Raw genomic sequence first — 24,006 nt, forward strand, 5'->3', positions numbered from 1 at the left:
ATGGATGATACTCATGGTGGCATTGATTTAACACTTTCAAATCAATTACAGAATACTGGTGTAAATTTACCACCTGCTCCCTATGGACTGGAAGCAACGTCAAGCCTTCCTGGAGGAACATCTATTGTCGGAGTTGAATTACCTCCGGTTCTCCTTGAGCCTCAGGTAGATGCGATCGCCTTTAGTACTTTAGATAATTCAGCTTTAGTAGGTAATGACATCCTCACTGGCGCAAACAGTTCTCATGCCTTGTTAGTAGGCGGTGATTGGGAAAGCACGCCATTGAGTGTAGGTAAGCAGATTGTTTTTATCGATCCGAGTGTAGAAGATTATCAGAATTTGCTGGCTGGTGTGGCTGCGAATATCGAGATCGTCCTCTTGGATGGAAATCAAGACGGGGTTAGCCAGATGGGAGAATTTCTGGCGCAGCAGAATAATGTCTCAGCCGTTCATGTTGTCACTCATGGCCAACCTGGAATTGTACAATTGGGGACAACCCAGTTAAGTAGTGACAATTTAGCAGAGTATGGAAGTCAATTACAAGGATGGGCAGATGCTTTAGCTGAGGATGCAGACATTCTTTTCTATGGCTGTAACCTAGCTCAAGGTGCCCAAGGGAAAGCTTTTGTAGACGAATTGAGTTGGTTAACGGGGGCTGATGTTGCAGCATCAAACGATCTAACGGGTGCTGCATCCCGCGGAGGGGATTGGGATTTAGAAATCAACGAGGGAGAGATTGGAGCTCCAGTCGTTTTCGATAGCGCAACTTTGCAGACTTATGATGGATTATTGGCAGTAAGTGTCAGTCTGACAGGCAATACGGCGACGTTTACGGGAGATGGCAACAACGATTCCCTTTATCTGCGAGTTAATGCAAATAACCAGTTAGAGTTTAGTACCAATGGAACTAGCTTTTCCAACGATTTGAGTTCGTCTGGAGGCATTCAGCCTCTAGTTATCTCCTCCAATAGTCTAATCAATGTCAACTTAGCAGATGGTGCGGATAGCTTATATATCGATACATCTTTAAATAATGCCCTGACCAATTTTAACGCCAGCCTCAGCTTTATTGACACTCAGGGAAATGACAGCCTTTTCGGTTCAAACACTAACAACACTTGGACAATTACCAATCCCACGAACGCTATTGGTAATCTCAACAATGTCATCAATTTTTCTGGAATTGAAAATCTCTTGGGTGGTAGCGCGATCGATACTGTAATTACAGATGCTTTTAATACAGCCTGGAACAGAGTGAGTGGATCGCTAACTAACGCCTATAATATTGTTAGCACCGATATCAATAATGCTACGGGTATTGTCATTGATGAAATTGAGAGTGCGATCGGCGTTACAGGCAATGTCATCAATGACATTGAGACGTTCTTAAACAATCTGAGTAACGATTTAGTCAGTATTGGCTCTGATTTAACAGATTTTATTAATAACGGGATTGCTACTTTTGAGGGCTTACTGAACGGGATTGTCAATGCTTTCCTTACAGGTGCAAACTATGCCGAAGTTCTGTATACCAGTACCATTGAAGCAGCTAATCTGTTTATTGAGAATGTAATCACTAAGGCTAATAATGATTTTCTCTTCAGTAGCATCAATTCCGCCAATGTGACAATTCAAGCTAGTCCGATTCTGTCTGACGATCTGATTTTAGAAAGAATTGAACCGGGCGAGTTAAGAGTCAGAACGGTTACAAACAGCGACATTATTGACTTTAAAGACCCGACTGAATCTTTAACGATTAATCTCGGCTTAGGTGACGATAAAATAACCATTTCGCCGAACACTCCCCTGGAACTGAATGCTTCTTTAACCATTAACGGCGGATTCGGATTCGATCCCACTCTTCCCTTCGTCGATTATCTAGATGGCAACGATACAGTTATTTTCTCCGGCGACTTAAACCTTCCAGGCAAAAATTTGACCGTGCTGACGGAAAACATTACCGTTGACACAGGAGTAACCATCTCTACTCAGATAGCAGAAAAAGATTCTGGCATTATTGACTTGACGGGTACGATAGTTAACATTTCCTCGAATGCCAAACTCTTCACTAAGGCGATCACTGACAATAAAACCTCTGGCAAGATTTCTATAGCTGCCAATGTTAAGGACTTTTCCGGCGGAATTTCCCCCATTGATGTCTTCCCCAGCGAAGATGTGAGCGTTAATATCGCCTCGGGAGTACAGATCGAAGGCGGTGAGATTAGCATTACAGCTTCCAAGGAAAGCCAAACAGGTACTCTGCCGATCCTAATCGTCGCTGTCCAGTCGAAAGAAGCCAAGATTAATATTCAAGGAGCGACCATTAAAGGCGATTCCGTCAGCATTAATGCCAATGCCGCCGATGGCAATATCCTCAAAGACGATGCCACCTTAGTTAATAACTTAGCGATTCAACCAGCACTCAACCTATTAGATGTGGCGGGATTACTCTTAACGGCAATTGGCGCACCTGCGGTACTATCTGCTGTCTCCGTGTCGATACGTAAGTCTGAGGCATTGGTAAGCCTTACCGACACGCAAATTATCAGTGACGGCGATGTCAGTATCGGGACGGAAAACACTGTTAGTAGTGTTGCCTCCGCCGGAGGAGGATTAGAACCAGCTAAAAAAGGCAAGTATAAACCCAATGTCGATTCTTTCCCCTTCAGTGCCGGTTACAGTAAAGCAGAAGGTTCAGCACAAACCCTGCTGAGTGGGACAACCTCGATCCAAGCAGGCGGCAATGTGGAAATAGCATCTGCCGCCGAAACCACCGCCGAAGTAGGTGCTAGCACCGCCGTCAATTCCTCTCTCAAGGCAAAAGGCACAACAACGATTAAAAACCCTACTCAAGCTTTTGGGGTTAGCGTTGCTGTAACAGAGTCGAGTACCACTTCTAAAGCAATTATTGGCGAAAATGTCTCAATTATTGCCGATGGCAATGTGAAAGTGGGGGCGACGGGAGAATCTAACCTCAAATCAAAATCGGGAGTAGCCGTTTTTATTGATGGTAGTGGGGCGCTGGGAGTAGCTGTTGGTTCTGATAAAGTAGATATTCAATCGATCGTCAATGGCAAAATTACTGCTGGATCGGTACAACAACAAGGCGTAGATTTAACTACTAACGTTAATACTGCCAACGACACGATTACCCTTGCTAATCACGGGCTGCAAACTGGGGATGAATTGTTGTATATCGCCGCCGATCCCAAAAATCCTGATACCTCTTTAAGTGCGATCGGCGGACTGGTAAGCGGGCAAACCTATAAGGTAATTGTCATCGATGAAAATACTCTGAAGTTAACTCAAGGCGATACCATTCCCCTCAATGCCAGTCGTTCTGTTGGTGTCAATCCCGACGCAACCCAAACTCTAAATCGTCGCAATATCGTCAGTTTTGACCCCGCAACTAATGTTAATGCTGCTACTAACACCATTACCATTGCCGGACATCAATTTACTAACGGTCAAGAAGTGGATTATTGGCTTGGTAACGAAGATGCGGAACAGATTTCGGGATTGTCTAACCAAGATACCTACGCAGTCGTTAATGTTAACGGAAATTCCTTCCAGCTAGCCGTTTTGGACGATACCCTACCAGGCGCAACCAACCAAACCGTCATCCTGAATGGGAAAACCTACTACATTCTTGATTTAGAACTACCCAGTAAAACTAACAGCGTCTTTAGCTTCGATCCTACGGGAACGACGCTGGTTCCTGCCAACACTACCATCGACTCCACTACCGATGAAATTATCTTCAGCAGTGCTAACAGTTTCTCCACGGGACAAAAGGTAAGATATTCCAATGGCGGCGGTAGTAATATTGGTGGTTTGAGCAATAATACTGATTATTACGTCATCCGCGTCTCTGGATCTAACGATCGCATTAAACTAGCCACCAGCTACGAAAATGCGATTAATGGCGTATTTATTAATAACCTGAGTGGTACGGGCGTAACGGGAACTTCCCACAGCTTTACAGGACAGCATCAACACATCTTGGCGTTTGAAGAAACTGCCCTTTCCTTCAAACCTAGCGAAGCCGTAAATAACGACGATGGCACGATTACCTTTAACCAAGATCACGGTTGGCAGACAGGGGATGCAGTAGTTTATCGCACCGATTCCACAGTTAAAAAAGAAGCAGGGATGACGCGGTTCTCCAACTTTGCCCTAGCCGATGCCACCCTTAGCTTCGACCCCACCAGCAGCGTTGAAGAAGAACCCAGTATTGATGTTGCCAATAATCTGATTTTCTTCAATGAAATCCACAATTTTGTCACCGGACAAGGGGTGAGATACTCCAACGGTGGCGGTAGTAATCTTGGCGGGTTGAGCAATAATACCGACTATTTCGTTATTAATTCTGGCGATAATAACATTCAACTGGCAACAACCCGCGCTAATGCCTTAGCCGGAGTAGCGATCGACCTTACTAGTGCTGGAACCGGGACATCCCACAGTTTCCTTACCAACGCCGTCGATCTCGCTGATAATCTTTTTGTTGTTGAAAATCACGACTTCCAAACAGGGCAGAAAGTCACCTACGTCACCGATGGCGGTAATGCAGTTAGCGGTTTAACTAACCAAACCGAATACTATGTCATCCGCATTAACGAAAACATCTTTAAACTGGCAACTTCTCGTGCCAATGCCTCGGCGGGAGTAGCGATCGACCTGACTGGTGTTGGTACGGGTACTTCCCACACCTTCAAGACGGATGTATTTGTCTCTCTATTTGACGCATCCCGCACTGTACCTGTTGTTGATACAGTCCAAGATACCCTAGAACTGAAGAATCACGGACTGACTAATGGCGAACGAGTTACCTACTACAGTAGCGATGGCGATCCCATTCCCGGATTGACCGATAGTAGCGAATATATCGTTATTGTCGTTGATGCTAACCACATTCAATTTGCCGATACCGATCCTAATACTCCTCTAGCAGCTTTACAGCTAGGTAACGGCTCATCCACTGGTATCAGTCTGCAATATTTAACCACCGAGAGTAAGACTATCGAGTTCGATCCTTCTATCGTTCCCGTCCTCGAAGGTACTACCGACACCACGATTTTGATGTACCAACATGGATTTAAGACAGGCGATCGCATTAGCTATCTTACAGGTGGAGGTACATCTGTCGGTGGCTTAATCGATGGTAAAGAATACATTGTTAACCGCGTTGATGACGATAATTTCCAACTTGCCGACCCCAATAGTCCCAATACGCCGATCGCCATGACGGCAGGAGTAGCTACGGGGGAAAATCACGGTTTCGAGCGAGTTTCGCGGGTAACCAAAGGCGATTTGCCCCTAGATGGTTTAACCAGTAATGATATTTACTATGTCGTGAAAGTAGACGATCGCACCATTCGCCTCACCGACTCCCCCATAACAGCGCAAGCGGCTTTACCCATCGATCTCACTTTAGCTGCTGGACAAACAGGAATTCATACCTTCGCCGTACCTGGTGAATCTCCCGGCATTTCAATTGTAGCGGAATTAGAATCTGATAACCGTACTATTACTGAATCAACTATTGGCGGCATTCCTACCCTCACCGATTACCTGGCAGGAACCGTCGCTCCCGAACCCAAAGCCGTTAAAGGACTAATCGCGGGAGCAAGTGCCTATCTCAAACCGGCGAAGGGTTCTACTTTTAGTATTAACGCTGCCGTTGCTGTCAATTCCTTTGACCATAACGTAATAGCACAAGCTGGCTCGACTGCCGTTTTAAAATCAGATGCCGACATTAACATCACAGCTTCAGCAGAACAGGGAGTACAAACCAATGCCCAAGGTGGGGTTTCTAATGAAGTTCCAGGCACTGGCGGTAAGGTAGTCTCTGGTTCAGTGGCAATTGCAGTCGGAAACTACGATACGACCGTCAAAGCGATAGTGGAGAGTGGAGCCAAGCTAGATGCCAGCAAAGCCATCTCAGTGACTTCGGATATCAGCTATCCTCTGTTGGTCGATTCTCTGCCCTTTAGTAGCGATCGCTTTGACCCTGGCGATCCTGACGACGGCAGCATTCAAGACGAACTCGCCAATCTTTTCAATGGCAGATTCGGACTCGATAACATGATGAACACTTGGGCTGTCACCAAAAATAAAGCCGCCGCAGGACAGGCCGCCAAATTCAGCATTGCGGGTTCGATCGGTGTCTCTAGCTATCTCAATCGCTCAGAAGCAATTATTAAGTCGGGTGCATTAATCAATCAAGATACCCTGTTCCAAAATGGCGACCAATCCGTCGAAGTTGCTGCTAATACGACGATGGAATTAATTAACATCGCCGGGATTATCCAATTCGATGTCAAACCCGAACCAGGTGCGATCGCCCTAGCAATTAAAGCCAAGAGTTCCCCCTTCTCCCTGTTCGGCAATGAAGCAGGGCTAGCAGGAGTCGGCGGCTCACTTTTAATTCAAACCCTAGAGAATCATACGATCGCCCTGATTGGAGATGGGGCTAAGATTTTTACTGGCGACGACGGATTGACTGTCAGTGCGACGGAAAATGTATTCTCCGTAGATTTATCACAAACAGGTGGCAATTCCGGTCAATTTGGTATCAGTGGCAGTCTATCCTTTGCCAACCAAAATAGCGAAACCATCGCCCAAATTGACAGTGGTGCGACAGTAGTAGGTGGGGATATCTCGGTAACTGCGACAAGTACTGCCGACCATTACAACATCGTCGGTGCAGTGCAGTTAGCCAAGAGTGTCGGTATTGGAGTCAGTATCGGTAGTACCGCCGTCACGCGGGATACAGCAGCCATTATCGGCAAACGCCGCACCGACAGCGACCAAAGTGTAGGAACGAACGGCACTAACTTTAATGTCTCTAGTATTGATGTAAAAGCAACTAATACAGGCAAAATCTGGGGTATTGGGGTCGCTGGAGCAGTTGTTTCCGATATTCCCGTACTATCTATTCCTTCACAACCAGCCCTTCCCTCCACTATCGGAGTAGGGATTTCTGGGGTAATTGCCTTCAACCGCATTACCGACAGTACCCAGGCATACATCAACGATAGCGGACTGTTTAATGTTAATGGCGGAAAGATTGCCGTCAAGAGCGAAGATCGTACAGGAATTTTCTCCATTAGTGGTGCAGCCACCCTGGTCAAAGCAGGAACAATCTCAGCCGGGATTGCTGGCTCTTTCAGTGTCAATGAACTGAACATGAAGACAGAAGCCTCGATTACTGGTGCAACCATTCAACAAGCCAATGACCTAACAGTAGAAGCCTTGCGCGATGGCAGTGTCTTTGCCTTCACTATCGGTGTTGCCGTTGCTGCCGCCGTGCCGACAACGGGTGGTTTAGCTGGGGCGGGAACGGTTGCCCTATCGCTATCGGACAATAAGATTACTAGCACAACCCGCAGCTACTTAAATGGCGTTGATGTTACCGTACCTGGAGAGATTACCCTCACTGCTCAAGATATTTCCGTCATTGAAGCGATCGCAGTAGGCGGTGCGGGTTCCGGTGCGGCTGGTGTAGGCGGTGCATCAGGCGCACTAGCTGTGGCAGGAGGAGTCACCACCAATACCATCGATAACACCGTCGAATCATTTATTAAAGATAGTGGCGGTAGTAAGAAGGTTCAGGCGACTTTAGTCGCCCTAACTGCTAGCGATGATTCGACCATTCGAGCAGTAGCAGGCGGCTTTGCCATTGCCATCGCTACGGGTGCAGGCGGTGCCAAGGGAGCAGGTGCAATCGGTTTAGGCATTGCCAACAACAAGATTGGCAAAGGAAACGGTCACGCTGTTAGAGCCTATATCGATAATTCCGTTGTCATCGCCGAAGAAGATGTAATTCTGAAGGCCATTTCCACGGCAACGATTGAAGCCCTCGCAATGGGCGGTGCAGGAGCAGGTGCTGGCGGTGCGGGTGGTGGAGTTACAGGCGCACTGGCGGGTGCGGGTGCGGGGACGGAGAATGTCATTCAAATTGCCATCGAAGCCAGTATTAAAAATAACAGTACTGTCACAGCAAATAATGGTGATGTTTCCCTCACAGCAACCGATAGTTCTATCATTAAAGCCGATGCTGGTGGTATAGCAATTGCGATCGCAGCCAGTTTGGGTGCCGGTGCGAAGGGAGCAGCATCCATCGGGGCAGCAGTTGCTACGAATACAGTTAATAACAGCGTTAAGGCTCTGATAGACGGCTCGACAGTAACAGCCCAAAGCGATGTAATTCTGAGTGCTACCTCGACAGCCGCGATCGACGCTCTCGCCCTTGGTGGTGCTGGTGCTGGTGCTGGCGGTGCGGGTGCAGGACTTACAGGCGCGTTGGCAGGTGCAGGCGCGGGCACGATTAATAACATTAACCTCAGTATCGAAGCCAGCATTAAAAATAACAGTACCGTCACGGCAAACAACGGCGATGTTACCCTGACGGCAAACGATAATTCTAAGATTAAAGCCGATGCGGGTGGTGTGGCAGTTGCGATTGCTGCTAATTTAGGTGGCGGGGCGACGGGATCGGGTGCGATCGGGGCAGCAGTCTCTACTAATACAGTCAATAACAGTATTAAGGCTCTGATCGACGACTCGACAGTAACAGCCCAAAGCGATGTAATTCTGAATGCTACCTCGACAGCCGAGATCGACGCTTTCGCCCTTGGAGGTGCGGGCGCAGGTGCTGGCAGTGCGGGTGCGGGACTGACAGGTGCGTTGGCGGGCGCAGGCGCGGGTACGATTAATACCATTAACCTGGAAATCGAAGCCAGTATTAAGAATACCAGTACGGTAGATGCAGATACAGGTATCGTTACTCTCACTGCCCTCGATACTTCTCAGATTAAAGCCGATGCAGGCGGTGTCGCGGTGGCGATCGCCGCAAGTGCAGGTGCTGGTGCGGCTGGATCGGGTGCGATCGGTGCGGCACTGGCTAATAATACCGTCAGTAATACGGTAGTTGCCTTTGTTGATAATTCTTTAGTCACGGCGGCGGGAGATGTCAATCTGACGGCTACGGCTAAATCGCAAACCGATGAGACCTTCGATTTTGCCACGGCTGCCGTTAATGCCACGAATAATACGATTACCTACACGAATCATGGACTGAAGACAGGCGATCGCGTTATTTATCGCAATCTCGGCAATGCGGGGCAACAATTGGGCGGACTGGAAGACGGCCAAAGCTATTTTGTCATTAAAGTTGATGACAACACGATTAAGTTGATGGCAACTAATGCCGAAACAACCGCCAGCGAGCCAGCCGCGATCGATCTGACAACTGGTACGGCAGGAACGAATCACCGCTTAGAAACCCTCAAACCGAGAATTCAGGCATTAGCGATCGCTGGAGCCGCAGCCGGGGCGGGAACAGCCACAGGAGCAGGTTTAGCAGGTTCGGGAGCGGGAGCGCAAGCGGATAATACGATTAACAACATCGTTGAGGCATATATTAAGGGCAGTGAAAATGTCACTGCGGGTGATTCCGTTAACGTCATAGCCAGCGATGACTCTACGATTCAAGCAGATTCAGGCGGCTTTGCTGTAGCAATTGGGGCAACGGCGACGGGCGCGGCGGGTGCACTCTCGATTGGGGCTTCTTTGTCCGATAACACCATTGGGGATTCTGGGATTAAGCTGGCCAATCACGGCTATAACACGGGCGATGCCGTCGTTTATAACGGCACTGACGATGCGATCGGCGGTTTGGTTAAAGGACAGACTTACTACGTTATTAAACTGGATGATAACCGCATTCAACTCGCCACGACGCAAAACGAAGCCACAGGTAGCGATAACGGCACGCCGAACGATACTAGCGACGATATTTTAGTCAAACCGATTATCCTCGATCGCACCGTAGCCGGAGCCAGCCATAGCTTCACCAAAGGCGGCGCAGTCAAGAATTTTGCCCAAGAAGATGTCTTCCAAAGCTTAGTTCGAGCCACAATTACCGATTCAACTGTCACAGCAGCCAATGATGTGATTCTCAGTGCGATTTCAGCAGCACAAATTGATGCCCTAGCGATAGGGGGTGCAGCATCAGGAGCAGGCACAGGGGCAGGATTAGCTGGAGCTTTAGCGGGTGCAGGGGCTGGTTCTGCTAATACCATCGCTCAGGTGATTATTGCCAGCATTGAAAATAACAGCGATGTCACAGCAAACAACGGCGATGTTGACCTACTGTCAGTAGATACTTCCAGAATCAAAGCTGATGCGGGCGGTGTGGCGATATCCGTTGCAGTTAGTCTAGCAGGTGCAGCAGGTGCCGCATCAATAGGACTTGCCATCAGTGAGAACAACATTGGCAATACTACCAAAGCGTTTATTGATCGCTCCACAGTAGATGCCCAAAGCGATGTCGATCTCGATGCCAACTCTACGGCGGAAATTAATGCCTTTACCTTTGGGGGAGCAGGCGCTCTCAGTGTCAGTGGGGCAGGAGTTGCGGGTGCGGCTTCGGGAGCCGGTGCTGGTTCAACTAACACCATTGCCAATGCGATCGAGGCTTATATCCTCGATAGTCCTAGTGTCACAGCCAATCTAGGTTCAATCAGCCTGAGTGCTACCGACAAGTCTGAGATTACCGCAACTGCCCACGGTGGTAGCGTAGCCTTGTCCGGCAGTGGCACTGCCAGCGTTTCCGTTAGTATCGCCGCAGTTGATGCTAATAATACCCTCAGCAACCAAGTCCGCAGCTTGATTGACAATTCCACTGTTGAAGCACTCAAAGGTACTGTTGAGATCCTCGCCAAGAGTGATGCCAACATTGACTCCGAAGCCGTTGCTGCCTCCGTTGGCGGTGCAATTTCTCTATTTAGCGGCGGTTTTTCAGGTGCGGGAGCAGGTGCTACCAACATCATTAGCAATACGATTGAAGCGGCAATTAAAGACAATAGTAATGTAAGAACCCTTAACACTCTGCGGGTAGCGGCTACCGATAATTCAGCTATCTCCTCCGATGTCGGTGCTGGTTCTTTAGCCTTTGGTGCTGTTGGCGGATCGATCGGCGTTTCTTTGACCGATAACACTATTAATAATAATGTCAGGGCATTTGTCGATGGTTTGGTGACGGTAACTAACGGCAATGTCGAGATTACGGCTGATTCCACCGCCACTGCCAACAGTTTTGCCATTGCCACCTCGATCGCGGCTAGTGTTGGCGGGGGCTTTGCCGGGGCAGGTAGCGATGCCCAGACGACTATCGGCGGTACAGTGGAAGCTTATTTAGGTACGGCGGGAAGGTTAAACCTCAGTGCTATTGCTGGTGATGCGATCGTCAAGGCAACCTCCAACCAAACTACCGAAACTAAAGCCATCGGAGTTGCCGTCAGTACTGGTTTTGTCGGTGCTGCCGTTGGTGTTACCTTAGCTGATACCACCTTCAATGGGACTACCAGAGCTTACAGCCAAGGCAATGTCCCGATAGCCAACGATCTAACAGTAGAGGCGAAGAATATTGGTACTGCCAAGACAGAAACCTTTGCCCTTTCCGCCGCCCTCGGCTTCATCTTTAATGTCAGCGGTACAGGTACAACAGCCTCAGCAAATATTACCCCCACAGTAACGGCTTATGTAGTCGTTCCTACTGCTGGGACAATGCTGACAGGCGATCTCAGCGTTAAAGCTGTGTCGGAGTTAGCAGCTGATGCTAAAGCTCAAGGTGTTGCCGCCTCTACTGGCGCGGGAATTGGTTCTTCTCAAGCAACTGTGACAGTGGCTGCCAATCTCGATGCCTACGTGGGCGGTAAGATTAATGCCAGAAATTTGGCGATTATCGCTAATTTACAGGGAGAAAAAGCTCAAGCCTTTGCCTCTGGCTCGTCGGGCGGACTATTGTTAGGTGTAGATTCTACTAGCACCAGTGTTATCAATAACAGCAGCACTCAAAGCTACGTTCTCGATAACGCCAACCTGAATATTAATAACGCCACCAATGTCACGGCAATTAGTACGACTAACCAAAAAGCTGAATCTAATAGTGCTGCTGGCGGCATTATTGCCGTAGGAGTCAGTAAGTCTAACGTCTTAACTAACACCAATACTGAAGCCTATTTCGGCTCGGGAGTCAGACTGATTGGGGGAACATTGAATATTTCGGCGGTGGGAGCAGATACCAATTTAGCCCTGACCACAGCTGGTAGCGGTGGTATTGCGGCGGGAACGAGTGCCAGTGCCGCCACTTCCAATGCCAGTACCACGATCGCCAAGATTAAAGACGATTCATCGGGCAATAGCAGCAACACCATCGACATCGATTTGAGTAGTCGAGGCGAGGGAACTCTGACGATAGGGGCAAAACACACCGCCAACTTCGATAACCAACTAAAAACAGGCGCAGGTGGCGTAATCGCTGGTAGCGGCGCGACAAATAATAATCAAGTTATCTCCGCCGTTGAATCAGGAGTTGGCAATAATGTCAACATTAAGGCAAAAGATATCGCAATCGATGCCATCAATCGAGTCAGGAAGAACTTGGTAGGTGGTGCGGAAAATCTTAAGGGAACGACGGGCGGTTTAGCGAGTGGTGCGGGTGCTGATAGCGAGACTACTCTCAGCTTAAGTACCTTAACCAACGTGGGTAATAACGCCGTTCTGACAGTAGTAGGCAATACCGCAAGTAACGATACCATCACCTTGCGATCGCTCAACGATATTAATATCACCGATAAAGTCACCCTAACTACAGGTGGAGCGGTATCGGGTGCGGATGCGTCGGCTACAGTTCGCAGCTTAAGCGACCTAGCTAAGGTAGCAGTGGGTACAGGTGCGACCCTGCAAAGCACGGGCGGTATCGATATCTCCGCCAGAGGACAGGGCGATGTCAAGCTTCAGGTGAATGCAGAAACCTATGGTATTGGTACGGTAGCGATCGCCAATTCCAAAATCGATCTCAAACCTACCAACGAGATTGCGATCGGCAGTAATGCCAAGATCCGCGCAGGTGGCAACCTTAACTTATCGGCAGGAACAGATACAAACTTTAACCGCGATTCCTATACCCTCGAATCCCGCACCGATACCTTTGCTGGTAGTGCCATTCCCATCGCATCCATCAATGCCGAAGCCTACTTACTACAGGAGAATAAGATTACCGTTGCGTCAGGAGCCATCTTAGAAACTGCACGGGATGCCAAACTCCATGCCGAACGAGACGGATTTGCCAATTTGATTGCCCAAGCTAAAGCGGTGAACTGGCTCAACGCTTTGGGGAATGCCATTGATAAATTAACAGGCGGTGGCGGTGTCGAGCAGTATGAAGGATTCTCCAAGAGTGAGGCTCATGGTACTGTGCAAGTCGATGGTACGGTACGGACAGGCATTAACCGCAATCTCACCCTAGAACTCAACGCTTGGGATCGCAATAGTGGTACGATTACCAACTTTACTAAGAGCGATGGTATCGACTTTAGCGTCACCCTAGAAAAAGTTCAGTCCAATCTCGAAAAAGCTTTAGAACAAGCCAAAGCTGAATTAATTAAGTACGGGGATACTAACGCCACCCTCAAGACCTTCTATGAGAGTGAAATTGCCCGCATTCAAGCAGCATTGCAAGCAGAAGGGCTATTACAAACAGGCGGCCCCAACGGTCTAATCAATCGAGTAGAACAATATGCGATTACCGTCACCGTCGATCCGATCTTGGCTCAGGCAGGGACGATTGATATTCGTAGCGACCAACTCCAAGGCAACGGTGTCTTTGATGCTCCCGGCGATGCCAGCGTTAATATTCTCAACCATACACCCGCTTTCATTAAGATTCTCGGTATTACTATCCCAGAACAGAATGGCGGTCTATTCCTGAATGGTGTTGAGGTATCGGCAGTTGGTTCTTTAAGTGCTATTAAAGGCGAAATTAATGCCGAAAACAGCCGCAATGCAACCAAAGATAACCAAAGCAATCTTAGCGGTGAATCCTTAGTGGTGGCGGGAGTTGCTGCCTTCTCCAGCATTACGGGTGGTGGTTCTGCCAATGAACCCCTCATCCAAGTCATCAACGATTTCGATGTCACTTCCATTACTAACGATATTTATCCTTGGCCCGATATTACAGTACTGGGAGATATTGAGAATTTAGGTGGTGATTTGGTTCTAAGAACCCTTGCTAGTGGACAAGGAGACATTACCGTTAAAGGTCGCATCCGCGTAAAAGATTCAACCATCGAAGCGGGTGGTAGCGCTACGTTCGATCTCCCTGGAGAAGGTACATCCTTCCCCGTTGCGGGTGAAGACTATGCAAAATGGCTGTCGGTGACTGGTGGGGCTAAACCGCCTGGAAATGGAGGGATAACACAAGCGAATCAAGCAGGAATTGAAAGCATTCTTAACCAAATTCCTACTAATGTGAGTTTGTATGGCGATCGCATCTTTATTAATGCCGAATATGTCAACATTAACGGCATTATTCAAAGTGGTAAGTCCGATTACGAACTCACTTTAAGTGCGGCGACGATTCAAGAAATTGATGATCTTCTCAAAGCTGGCACAACAGGCATTGTCACCCTCAAGACCATTACCAATAAAGACTTCTTGGTTCGTTACGATGTGGGCAATAACCAAATCATCTTAGAAGAACTGCGGGTGAGTGGTGGTTCAATTGATATTACAGGACACATTCTTAACTCCGCTAACGGCGAAATCAAGCTCCTTGGTGGCTACGGTAAAATCAACGTCACTAATAACACACCTTATGACCTAGTAATTAAGCGTCTAGATGTTTCTCAACGCGGGGCTGGAACCTTAGTTCTCAAAGATAAGGCTAAGGGAACGAGTGCTAATCCCTTCGTTACTATTTATCAGAAGACCGCCAATGGCGTAACCATTACTACGGATAATGGCTCAGGGCCAGTTGTTTCCCAAGGCAGCAATAATTCAACCTACAACCCCGCCTCTGGCTGGCGTTATGGTTGGTCAATTGGCGAAGAAACCCGCACGCGGACGACGACAACTTATGGCAATTCCTCTTGGCTCGGTATCGATGCCCTAGCTGCCGATCCTGCTAACGTTGTAGGTACGCCCGAAGTCGAAAACATCACTGAGCCTGAGCTACTACCAGAAGGGTCTTATTACTTCTTAGATGTTAACAATACGACCCGCTATGACTTTGTAACCCAAACAAAACAGATTGCCCAAAGAACCTATACCGGAGACAGTTGGACAGAAAGTACTTGGTACGGGACGAAAACCTACTATCAACAGGTTATTAGCGAAACTAGAAATCAAAACGTTTATACTCACACCATCGAAGCCGATCGCGCCATTAAGATTAACTTTATCGGCTATGACGAAGGGGCTATCTCAGTACAGTCTCAAGGAAATATTCTCCTTGATGGCCCGATCCTTAACCCCACTGGCACAACTAGCCTTTCTTCCGATAAATCCATCAAGCAGGGCAGCGATAATGGCTATGTTGGCGGTCGTCGTGTCGAACTGACTGCGGACACAGGAATAGGCTCTGAGCAAGCGATTCAGACGGATGTTGCTAATGGAGCTGCCGCTAGTTTAAAAGCAACAACGAGCGATGGTACAATCCAACTCTCGGAAATAGTTGGCGATTTGGCAGTCGATCAAATTACCGCCGGCGGTGGCAAGGATGTCACGGTAACGGCGCAAGGAGGAATTAACAAAGTTAATCAAGGACTGATTAGCGGCGGCTCGATTACCCTCAACGCTCTCGGTGGCAACATTGGCGCGAGTGGTCAATCCATCGTCCTCGAATCCGGTACAACCCTGAAAGATAAAGTGAATATCACCGCCACAGGCGATATTTTCTTGAAAGAGCAAACGGGCGATCTACGGGTTGAGAAGATTGAGACGATTGGTAATGTCACCGTTGAAGTCAATCAGGGTAGCATCGTCGATGTCAATCAAGAAGCACAAAGGGACGATCGCACCATTAACGAACTCAGAGCAGGCATTTGGACTGATTTACAACTGACCGCCGGAACGGGAGCGCAGGCGAAGATTGACGAGACAATTAATGCCTTTGCCGCAAGTAAAGAGCAGGAATATAACACCTACTGGCAATACCGCAATACCCAAGCTAACCCCTCGGTTTACGACAGCAACCACCAAGTCACGCTGACGGATGTAGAAGAAACATTCTATAAAAACTTCTACCATAACGAGGGAAGTGGACAAGGGTTAAGTGATGATGCGGCACTCGATCAGTTCGTCCTGAATGCCATTACCACCCTAGAAAATTCCCGCACTCTCCAATACCATACCCTTCATGCTCAGTACGGACAGTTTGGTAATACCTTTAATGACAACTTCACCTATACCTTAACGGCAGAAGAAGATGCAGCCTTGAGGGGCAGTATTAAGGTCTGGACGGAAGAAGAGTTGATCTACACGCTCAGTGCGGGTTTACTCAAAGCTGTATCCGATACTCAGGTCAGCATCGAAGACCCCAATATCATTGGCAACAATGTCACCCTAATTACCTCCGGAGGGGTTGGTAAGAGCGATGGTCAAACCGTCATCGATCTCACAGTTCAACCCGTGCAACTGACAAGCGACGATCGCATTAAGTTGGCAGCAGCAGAACGAGACGATCTCGTTTACCTGGGTGGAGATCCGGTGACAACAACGGTTAACTTTACCAATAATGACTCGGCAGATACTATTACCCGTACAGATACTGGGAGTTGGATTACTGATGGTTTCCAAGCGGGGATGTATATCTTCATCGAAGGCAACTCTACCAATGCCACCGATGACGAGCAATATTACCAGATTGCTAGTGTCACCGCTACTATTATCACTTTAACTGCCTCTGCTAGTCTCCGTACTGAGTTCAGCGTGAGTGTAACCATTGCTCCAGTTGTCTTAGACCCATCGGCGGCGGGTGCTGTGGTAACAGCAGTCATCATTAAAGAGCGCGAGGATATTGATGTTGATGCGCTGGGAGATATTAATGTTACGGCTCAAAAGGATGTCTTCTTAGGCTCGGAACTCAATATTAACCTCAATCAAATCCAAGCACAGGAACAGGTGCGGATTAAGACCAGACAAAGTATTGTTAATGGCGGTTCTGCCGACCTGATTAATGTCATCAGCAGCGAACTGATCCTAGAAGCAGGACAAGGTTCAATTGGTACAGCAAGCGATCGCCTTGACATCAATCTCACTCCCACCGGAACGCTTACTGCTCGTGCCAATAGTGACGTTTACATCTCGGAAACGTCAGGCAATATGAACTTAGAAGGCGTATTCTCGAAGACAGGTGGCGTATATCTAGAGGCACAGGGTTCAATTCTTGATGCGCTCAACCACGACTTTACCAAGATCCAGGCGAATCGCGTCGAACTTACCGCAGGCGCAGCGATCGGGGAAAATGGCGATAATTTGGAAATTGATGTCGTCGGTACGGGAACTTTAACAGCGACGGCGCAAAACAATATTTGGATTGCGGAAACCTTTGGCGATCTCAATATTCGTAACGTTCTCTCTCGCGCTGGAGATGTAAATTTACAAGCGCAACTCTCGATTTTGGATGCCGTTGACTTGAATAATCCTCTCGATCCTAATTTGGGAGACGATACCACTGTCCCTGCAAGCAAGCCAAAAGCCGATATTATCGCTAATAACATTTCCCTAACAGCAGTTTTCGGCGGTATTGGTTTGAGTGGTAACGACCTCGATATTAATAGTGCCTTCTCTGCTGCGGGAACGCTAACAGCATCCAGTGGATTCGCCAATATCTACATCATTGAAACCGCAGGCGACCTCAGTCTCAATCAGGTAGGCACGGGTGCGGGTGCAACTGCCTTTATCACTGTACCGGGTGGCAGCATCCTTGACGGTAATTCAGACCCGAATGGCTTTAATGTCATCTCTGGTAAGACCTTCCTCGTCGCCTCTCAGAATATTGGGGCAGCAAATCGGGCAATTACAACTGAAATTGGCAATATTGAAGCTAAATCAACCGCAGGCAGCACTTGGGTAAGTAATACGGGTGCGCTGACCATAGGTGGAGTTGTAGATTCAACCGACCCAGGTATGGTCGCAGGTGGATCGATTAACTTGACTGCTTCTAGTCCGATTACTGTAACCGAAAATCAACAAGCAGGTGCAGAGATTATAGTCTGGGCTACAGATGATAATAACGATAGCGATGTCGATGGAACTGCTACACCCGCAGATGACGATGCTGATTTCTTAATTGTCAAGAGTGGTATCACCATTGAAAGCACGGGTTCCTACGTCAGGTTACTAGCAGGTGACGATCTCACCGTTGAAGAAGGAGCAATTGTTAAAGCAGCCGATTATGTAGAGTTGTACGGCGACTACCAAGGTGCTGTGGATGCTTCTGGCAGTAAGATTCAGGTACTAGGTACAGTTGAAGCTAACACGCGCATTGACTTCTACGGTGATGCAAATAGCGATCGCTTCCTGTTAGACGGCAGTCTCATTGCTCCGGTGGTTAATCTTAATGCTGGTGCAGCAGACGATGAAATTGTGACATTAAGTACGATTACGGCTACAAACAGTATCAATTTCTTTGGTCAAGCAGGTGAAGACGAGATTAAACTGTGGGCCAATCTCAGTGCAACCGAAATAACTATTGATGCGGGTTCAGAAAACGATATAATTCTGCTCAATCCAGAGAATACTGAAGGAAATGCCCTAACTTTAACAGGTCATACCCGTGTCTTAGGTGGCACTGGTACAGACTTTATCCAAGTCTTCGAGTTACCATCCTTAGATAAAGCAAGTCGCATTCTCCCTGGTCGCAATACCCCCGGTCGTGACACCCTTGATTTAGACGGACAAGGCGACGCAGACGCATACGAAGTTCATATTACGGGTACTGACACTGATTACATCATCAACGTCTTTGATACAGGCGTTACGGGTGCAGATACCCTAACGATTTTTGGTACTGAGACGGCAGATAATTTACTCATGCGTGCCAGCGATCGCGAATTTGTTGATGGCGGTGTCGCTTTTGTCGCAGCACTGCATGGCGATCCGACAACGGATGTCGAACGGATTAACTACAACAAGAATCTCGAACAGTTAACCGTTGATACTCAAGGTGGCGATGACCAAATTACCTTAGATGATAACTGGACTCAAACTACGGTCAAGGGCGGTTTGGGCAATGATAGCTTCCAAGTTGGTCAAGTCTTCAAGACGGAACGGGATGCCGGCAATGCTAATTTAGCCTTTGAAGACGAATTTGCTACTACCCAGACTACTCGCGGTTTCCTCAGTAATGGAGTTAGCTTTGCTACCACTATTAAAGGGGAAGCAGGTGAAGATACCTTTGTCGTCTTCCGTAATACAGCCACCCTGGATCTCTTTGGCGGTGAAGATGACGACCTATTCGTAATTCGCTCCTTTGCCGAAGAAGGTTCTAGCGATAGTGCTGTCGATACGGGAGCAGGTGCGGATACCGTAGAATACGTGATGAATGCAGCGCTCAATATTAGTGGCGGTGCTGGTATTGATACCCTGCGAGTTATTGGTACGGAGTTTGGCGATAATTTCCTAGTTACCGCAAACGGTATCTTCGGTGCGGGTCGCAGCATCACTTACAATGAGATTGAAATTCTCGAAATCGATGGTGCTGAAGGCGATGACAAGTTCTTCGTCCTCTCCACTAGCAATCTAGTGACAACCAAACTCTTCGGCGGTTTAGGTAGCGATAGCTTTAGCATCGGCGGTGACAGTGCGGCAGTAGTAGGTGCAGATGGGGCGTTAGTTGCTCAAGCAGGAACCCACAAACTAGATAGCATTGCTGGTGCCTTATTTATTGATGGATTCTCTGGTCAAGGTTCTGCGGGTGGTTTAGGCGATCCTGTGATTCTACCTGGTGAAACTAATCAACGGCCAGCAACGGGCAATGTCCTCGCTTATAATGGCACGGGAGCAGCTTCGGCAATTGATAACCTCACGGTAGAAACGAGCGATCTGCAAGCATTTATCGCTGCTAATCCGGCGATCGCAGATATATCTGCTTTGGTCGGTCGCACCCTGGAAATTAGTAAGGGTAAAGGTATTAATCGCTTCTGGTTAATAGTTGGTGTTGCAGCAGGTTCTCTCCCCGGTCAAACTGTACTCACCTTACAAAACGCCAGCTTACCCGCATCTGAGTGGGAATTGCCCGACAGTAATAGCGAGTTTGCCATTACTAATCTCTCGCCGAACTTCTTTGTCAATGAGAACAACAGTCGCGATACCGTTACTGTATTTAACGATGGCAGCACAGCTAATGGAGTGGGAACGCTGAGTGCTTCAACCCTAACCGGATTTGGCATGAATCCTGATGGTATTAATTATGGCGGTTTAGAAGTTGTCGAATTGTTATTAGGACAGGGAGACGAAGAACTAACGGTTACAGGCACAGCAGATGGCGCGATTACCTCCGTACATGGAGGCGGTGGCAATGACAAGATTACCGTAAGCGATCGCGGCGGCACAGATGCACGAGGATTAGATGCGCCCTTAGCGATCTTTGGCGATACCTCCGCAGATGGTAGTCGTTATTCAGGCACAGGAACCACAATTCAACCTGGACTTGCTTGGAACTTCAACAACCCAGGCAACGATACCATTGATGCTTCCCTTTCTTCTGATAACGTGGTTATCTACGGTGGTGCAGGGAATGATAGTATTCGCGGTTCTCAAGCAGGCGACCAAATCGCTGGCGGTTCTGGCAACGATAACATTCAAGGGGAAGCCGGAAACGATATTATTTACGGCGATTCTGGTTTCAATGTTGACCTAGTTGGACGCACTCTCAGCATTCCTACAACTGAAACGGCTGGTCAAGATGCGATCGCTGGCAATGCAGGCCATGATATCATCTTTGGCGACCACGGAATCGTAACTCAGACTGCCGCAACACCCAAACTTCTCAGCACCGATAACGTCCAACGCATCGAAACCACGAATGCGTCTGGTGCTGCAAACGACAATATTCAGGGTAATACAGGCAACGATCGGATTCTCGGCGGTGCTGGTGCTGACAATATTACTGGGGATGATAACGCAGATATTCTGATTGGGGATAATGGGGTAATCGACTTTGTGATTAACGATAGCAATCTCGCTACCGTCGATATCATCCAAACCACTAACGCAACCATAGGAAGTGCTGATGTAATTTCTGGTAATGCAGGAGATGACACCATCTTAGGTGGTGCTTTGGGCGATAGCATTGATGGCGGTACTGAAAATAACCTCATCTTGGGCGATAACGGGGCAATTACTTGTACTAACGGCGCAGTCAGCCAAATTGCCTCCACTGATTTCGCTCTAGGTGGCGATGACTCAATTACTACTACCACAGGTGCAGACATAATTGTTGGTGGTATTGGCAGTGATGTGATTAGCGCCGCAGACGGCAATAATATTGTTCTGGGAGACAATGGCACTATCTCGATTGCGGCTAACGCACTTTCCCTCATTGATACCACAGCCCCAGAAGTCGGTGGCAATGATGTAATTAGCACTGGTGCAAATAACGATATCGTACTAGCGGGTAATGGTAATGATACCGTTACGGCAGGTGATGGACAAAACCTAGTCATTGGCGATAACGGCACTGCCACCTACGCAGCAGGTGTGTTACAGCGTCTGGAAACCACCGATCCTACTCTTGGCGGTAATGACAGCATTACTACAGGCGAGGGTGAAGACATCGTTTTAGCTGGTATAGGTGGCGACACGGTTACTACTAACAGCGCAAACGATATTGTCCTGGGTGATAACGGTATCGTAGATTATGTAGGAACTGATGGCAATGCAGCCGATATTGACATAATTACCACCACTAACCCGAATAATGGCGGGAACGATAATATCTCAACGGGTGCTGGCAATGACTTTGTACTAGCAGGAACGGGTGCTGATACAGTCTCTAGCGGTACTGGTAACGATCTGATCTTCGGCGATCATGGTGAAGTCAGGGGCGATATTAATGCCAACGCACTGCCCTTAAATACCGCCAGCGATCCGTTTACCTTTACCTCCCTTAACACCCAAAATAGCGAAGCTGGTGGTAATGACAGCCTAGTAGGAGATGGTGGTGAAGATATCATTCTGGGCGGACAAGGCAATGACACTATCACAGGCAACGAAGGCGATGACGACATTTGGGGCGGTCACAACGTTGCTGGCGGTCAGGATGGCGATGATGTCATTGACGGTGGTGCGGGTAACGACGCGATCGCAGGTGACAATGCTAAGATTCTCCGCAAGGGTAACTCAATCAGCTCGCGCATCCGCACCCTCAGCAATGCCACTATTTACGATAGCAATGGCAACCCGTTAGTAACTCCCACCTCCCAAACTAATCCCACAGGGGTTAGCGAACGGGAAATCGTCCTTTACGACCACAGCGATACTCCACTACCGCAAACATCCGGCAATGATATGATTGCGGGTGGTGCTGATGATGATGTCATCTTCGGGCAGCTTGGGAATGATGCCATTCAGGGCGATGGTTCTACCTCCATCAATGTTTTAACAACAAGTCAATCAGTGGAAGACTTTGGTGGCGCAGGGACTGATGGCGATGACTATATCGAAGGCAATGGTGGCAATGACTCGATCTTTGGTAATCTCGGTCAGGACGATATCATTGGCGATAGTTCCAGTCTATTTGGTCTAATTAATCCTAGCGATCGCCCGACAGGAGTAGATATCATCTTTGGTGGTGCAGGAACACAAACTGCACGCAACCATCTAGGCAACTTATCGAGTCAAGGTCATGCCCTGGATGCAGATGTTATTTTGGGTGATAACGGCATAATTTATCGTCTAGTTGGCACAAATGGTAGAGCTACAGGTAACTTCATCACCTTTACCTACGATAACTACGACCCAACTCTCAAAATTATCCCCAGGGCAGTCCGCTTGCTAGATTATACTCCTGGTGACACTGGCACAAGTGATCGCGGTTTTGCTGACATCATCTCTGGTGAAGGTGGTGACGATCAAATTCACGGAATGGCGGGCAACGATGTCTTGTTCGGTAACGGTCAAGACGACGATATCTTTGGTGAAGATGGCGCAGATCGTCTCTATGGTGGTGCTGGGGAAGATGGGATAGTCGGCGATAATGGCATGATTCGTACTAGCCGCAACGGTTCGACCGAAACACTTTACGGATTAACAACCCCGAATCTCCAAGTGACCTTCTCGGCCTCCAACGAAGTTGGTGCAGTTGAGTACATTACGGGCCGCTTGACTAAGGCATTTGTTTCCCTCGCCTGGACACAGGGTGGTAATGATGTTATATATGGCGGATTAGGAGATGACTTTATTCACGGTGGTGCTGGTGATGATGCCATATCGGGTGCAGAGGCTTTAGCCGCCTTCCATAACGCCGATCCAGTCACTAATCTCAACCCACTGGGCTACAATGCTACCACTCGCAAGTTAGCCGCCTATGATGCGAATAACCCCTTTGCTAAGATTAATGGTTTCCTGCTGAATTTCGAGGCTACTGATAATGCAGGTGTCAAGATTGAAGATGGAAAAGACCGTATATTTGGCGATCTGGGTAACGACTGGCTGGTTGGTGGTACAGGTAAAGACCGTCTCTTTGGTGGTTTAGGAGACGACTTAATGAACGCTGATGATAACTTAGATACCAATGGTGGGCTGAACAACCAACCAGATGCGCCAGCCTATGCTGACCCCGATTTCATCTATGGTGGCGGTGGATTAGATGTCTTGATTGGCAACACTGGAGGCGATCGCTTAATTGACTGGAATGGTGAATTTAACAGTTACTTCGTTCCCTTCAGTCAATTTGGTGAGCCGACAGTGAATCGGATACCTAATAATAATTGGAAGAACTTTGTCACCAATCTTGGTCGAACCAGTGGCGCAGACCAATCCCTGACAGAACCTAATGGCGAAGTAGGAGTTGTTGATACTGACACTGGCTCACCCCGCGATCCTCAACCCGGTACTCAATCAGGTAATATCGATACTAATGGAAGTAAAGAAAATGATACAGGTATTCTACCGAATAATGCCGGAAGTACTCCTGGGGCGTAAATCTGACAA

1 protein-coding gene is annotated in these 24,006 nt (G+C 48.1%); it reads left to right on the forward strand.

Annotation, left to right across the window (positions count from 1 at the left end; translation table 11 throughout):
* Positions 1 to 23,997, forward strand: a complete 23,997-nt coding sequence (locus tag G1O98_RS14770) for a DUF4347 domain-containing protein (RefSeq protein ID WP_163929492.1) — start codon at positions 1 to 3, stop codon at positions 23,995 to 23,997.
* The last annotated feature ends 9 nt before the right edge of the window (positions 23,998 to 24,006 follow it).

Origin of the sequence: Nostoc sp. UIC 10630 (assembly GCF_010747425.1) — a bacterium.
Classification (GTDB): domain Bacteria; phylum Cyanobacteriota; class Cyanobacteriia; order Cyanobacteriales; family Nostocaceae; genus Nostoc.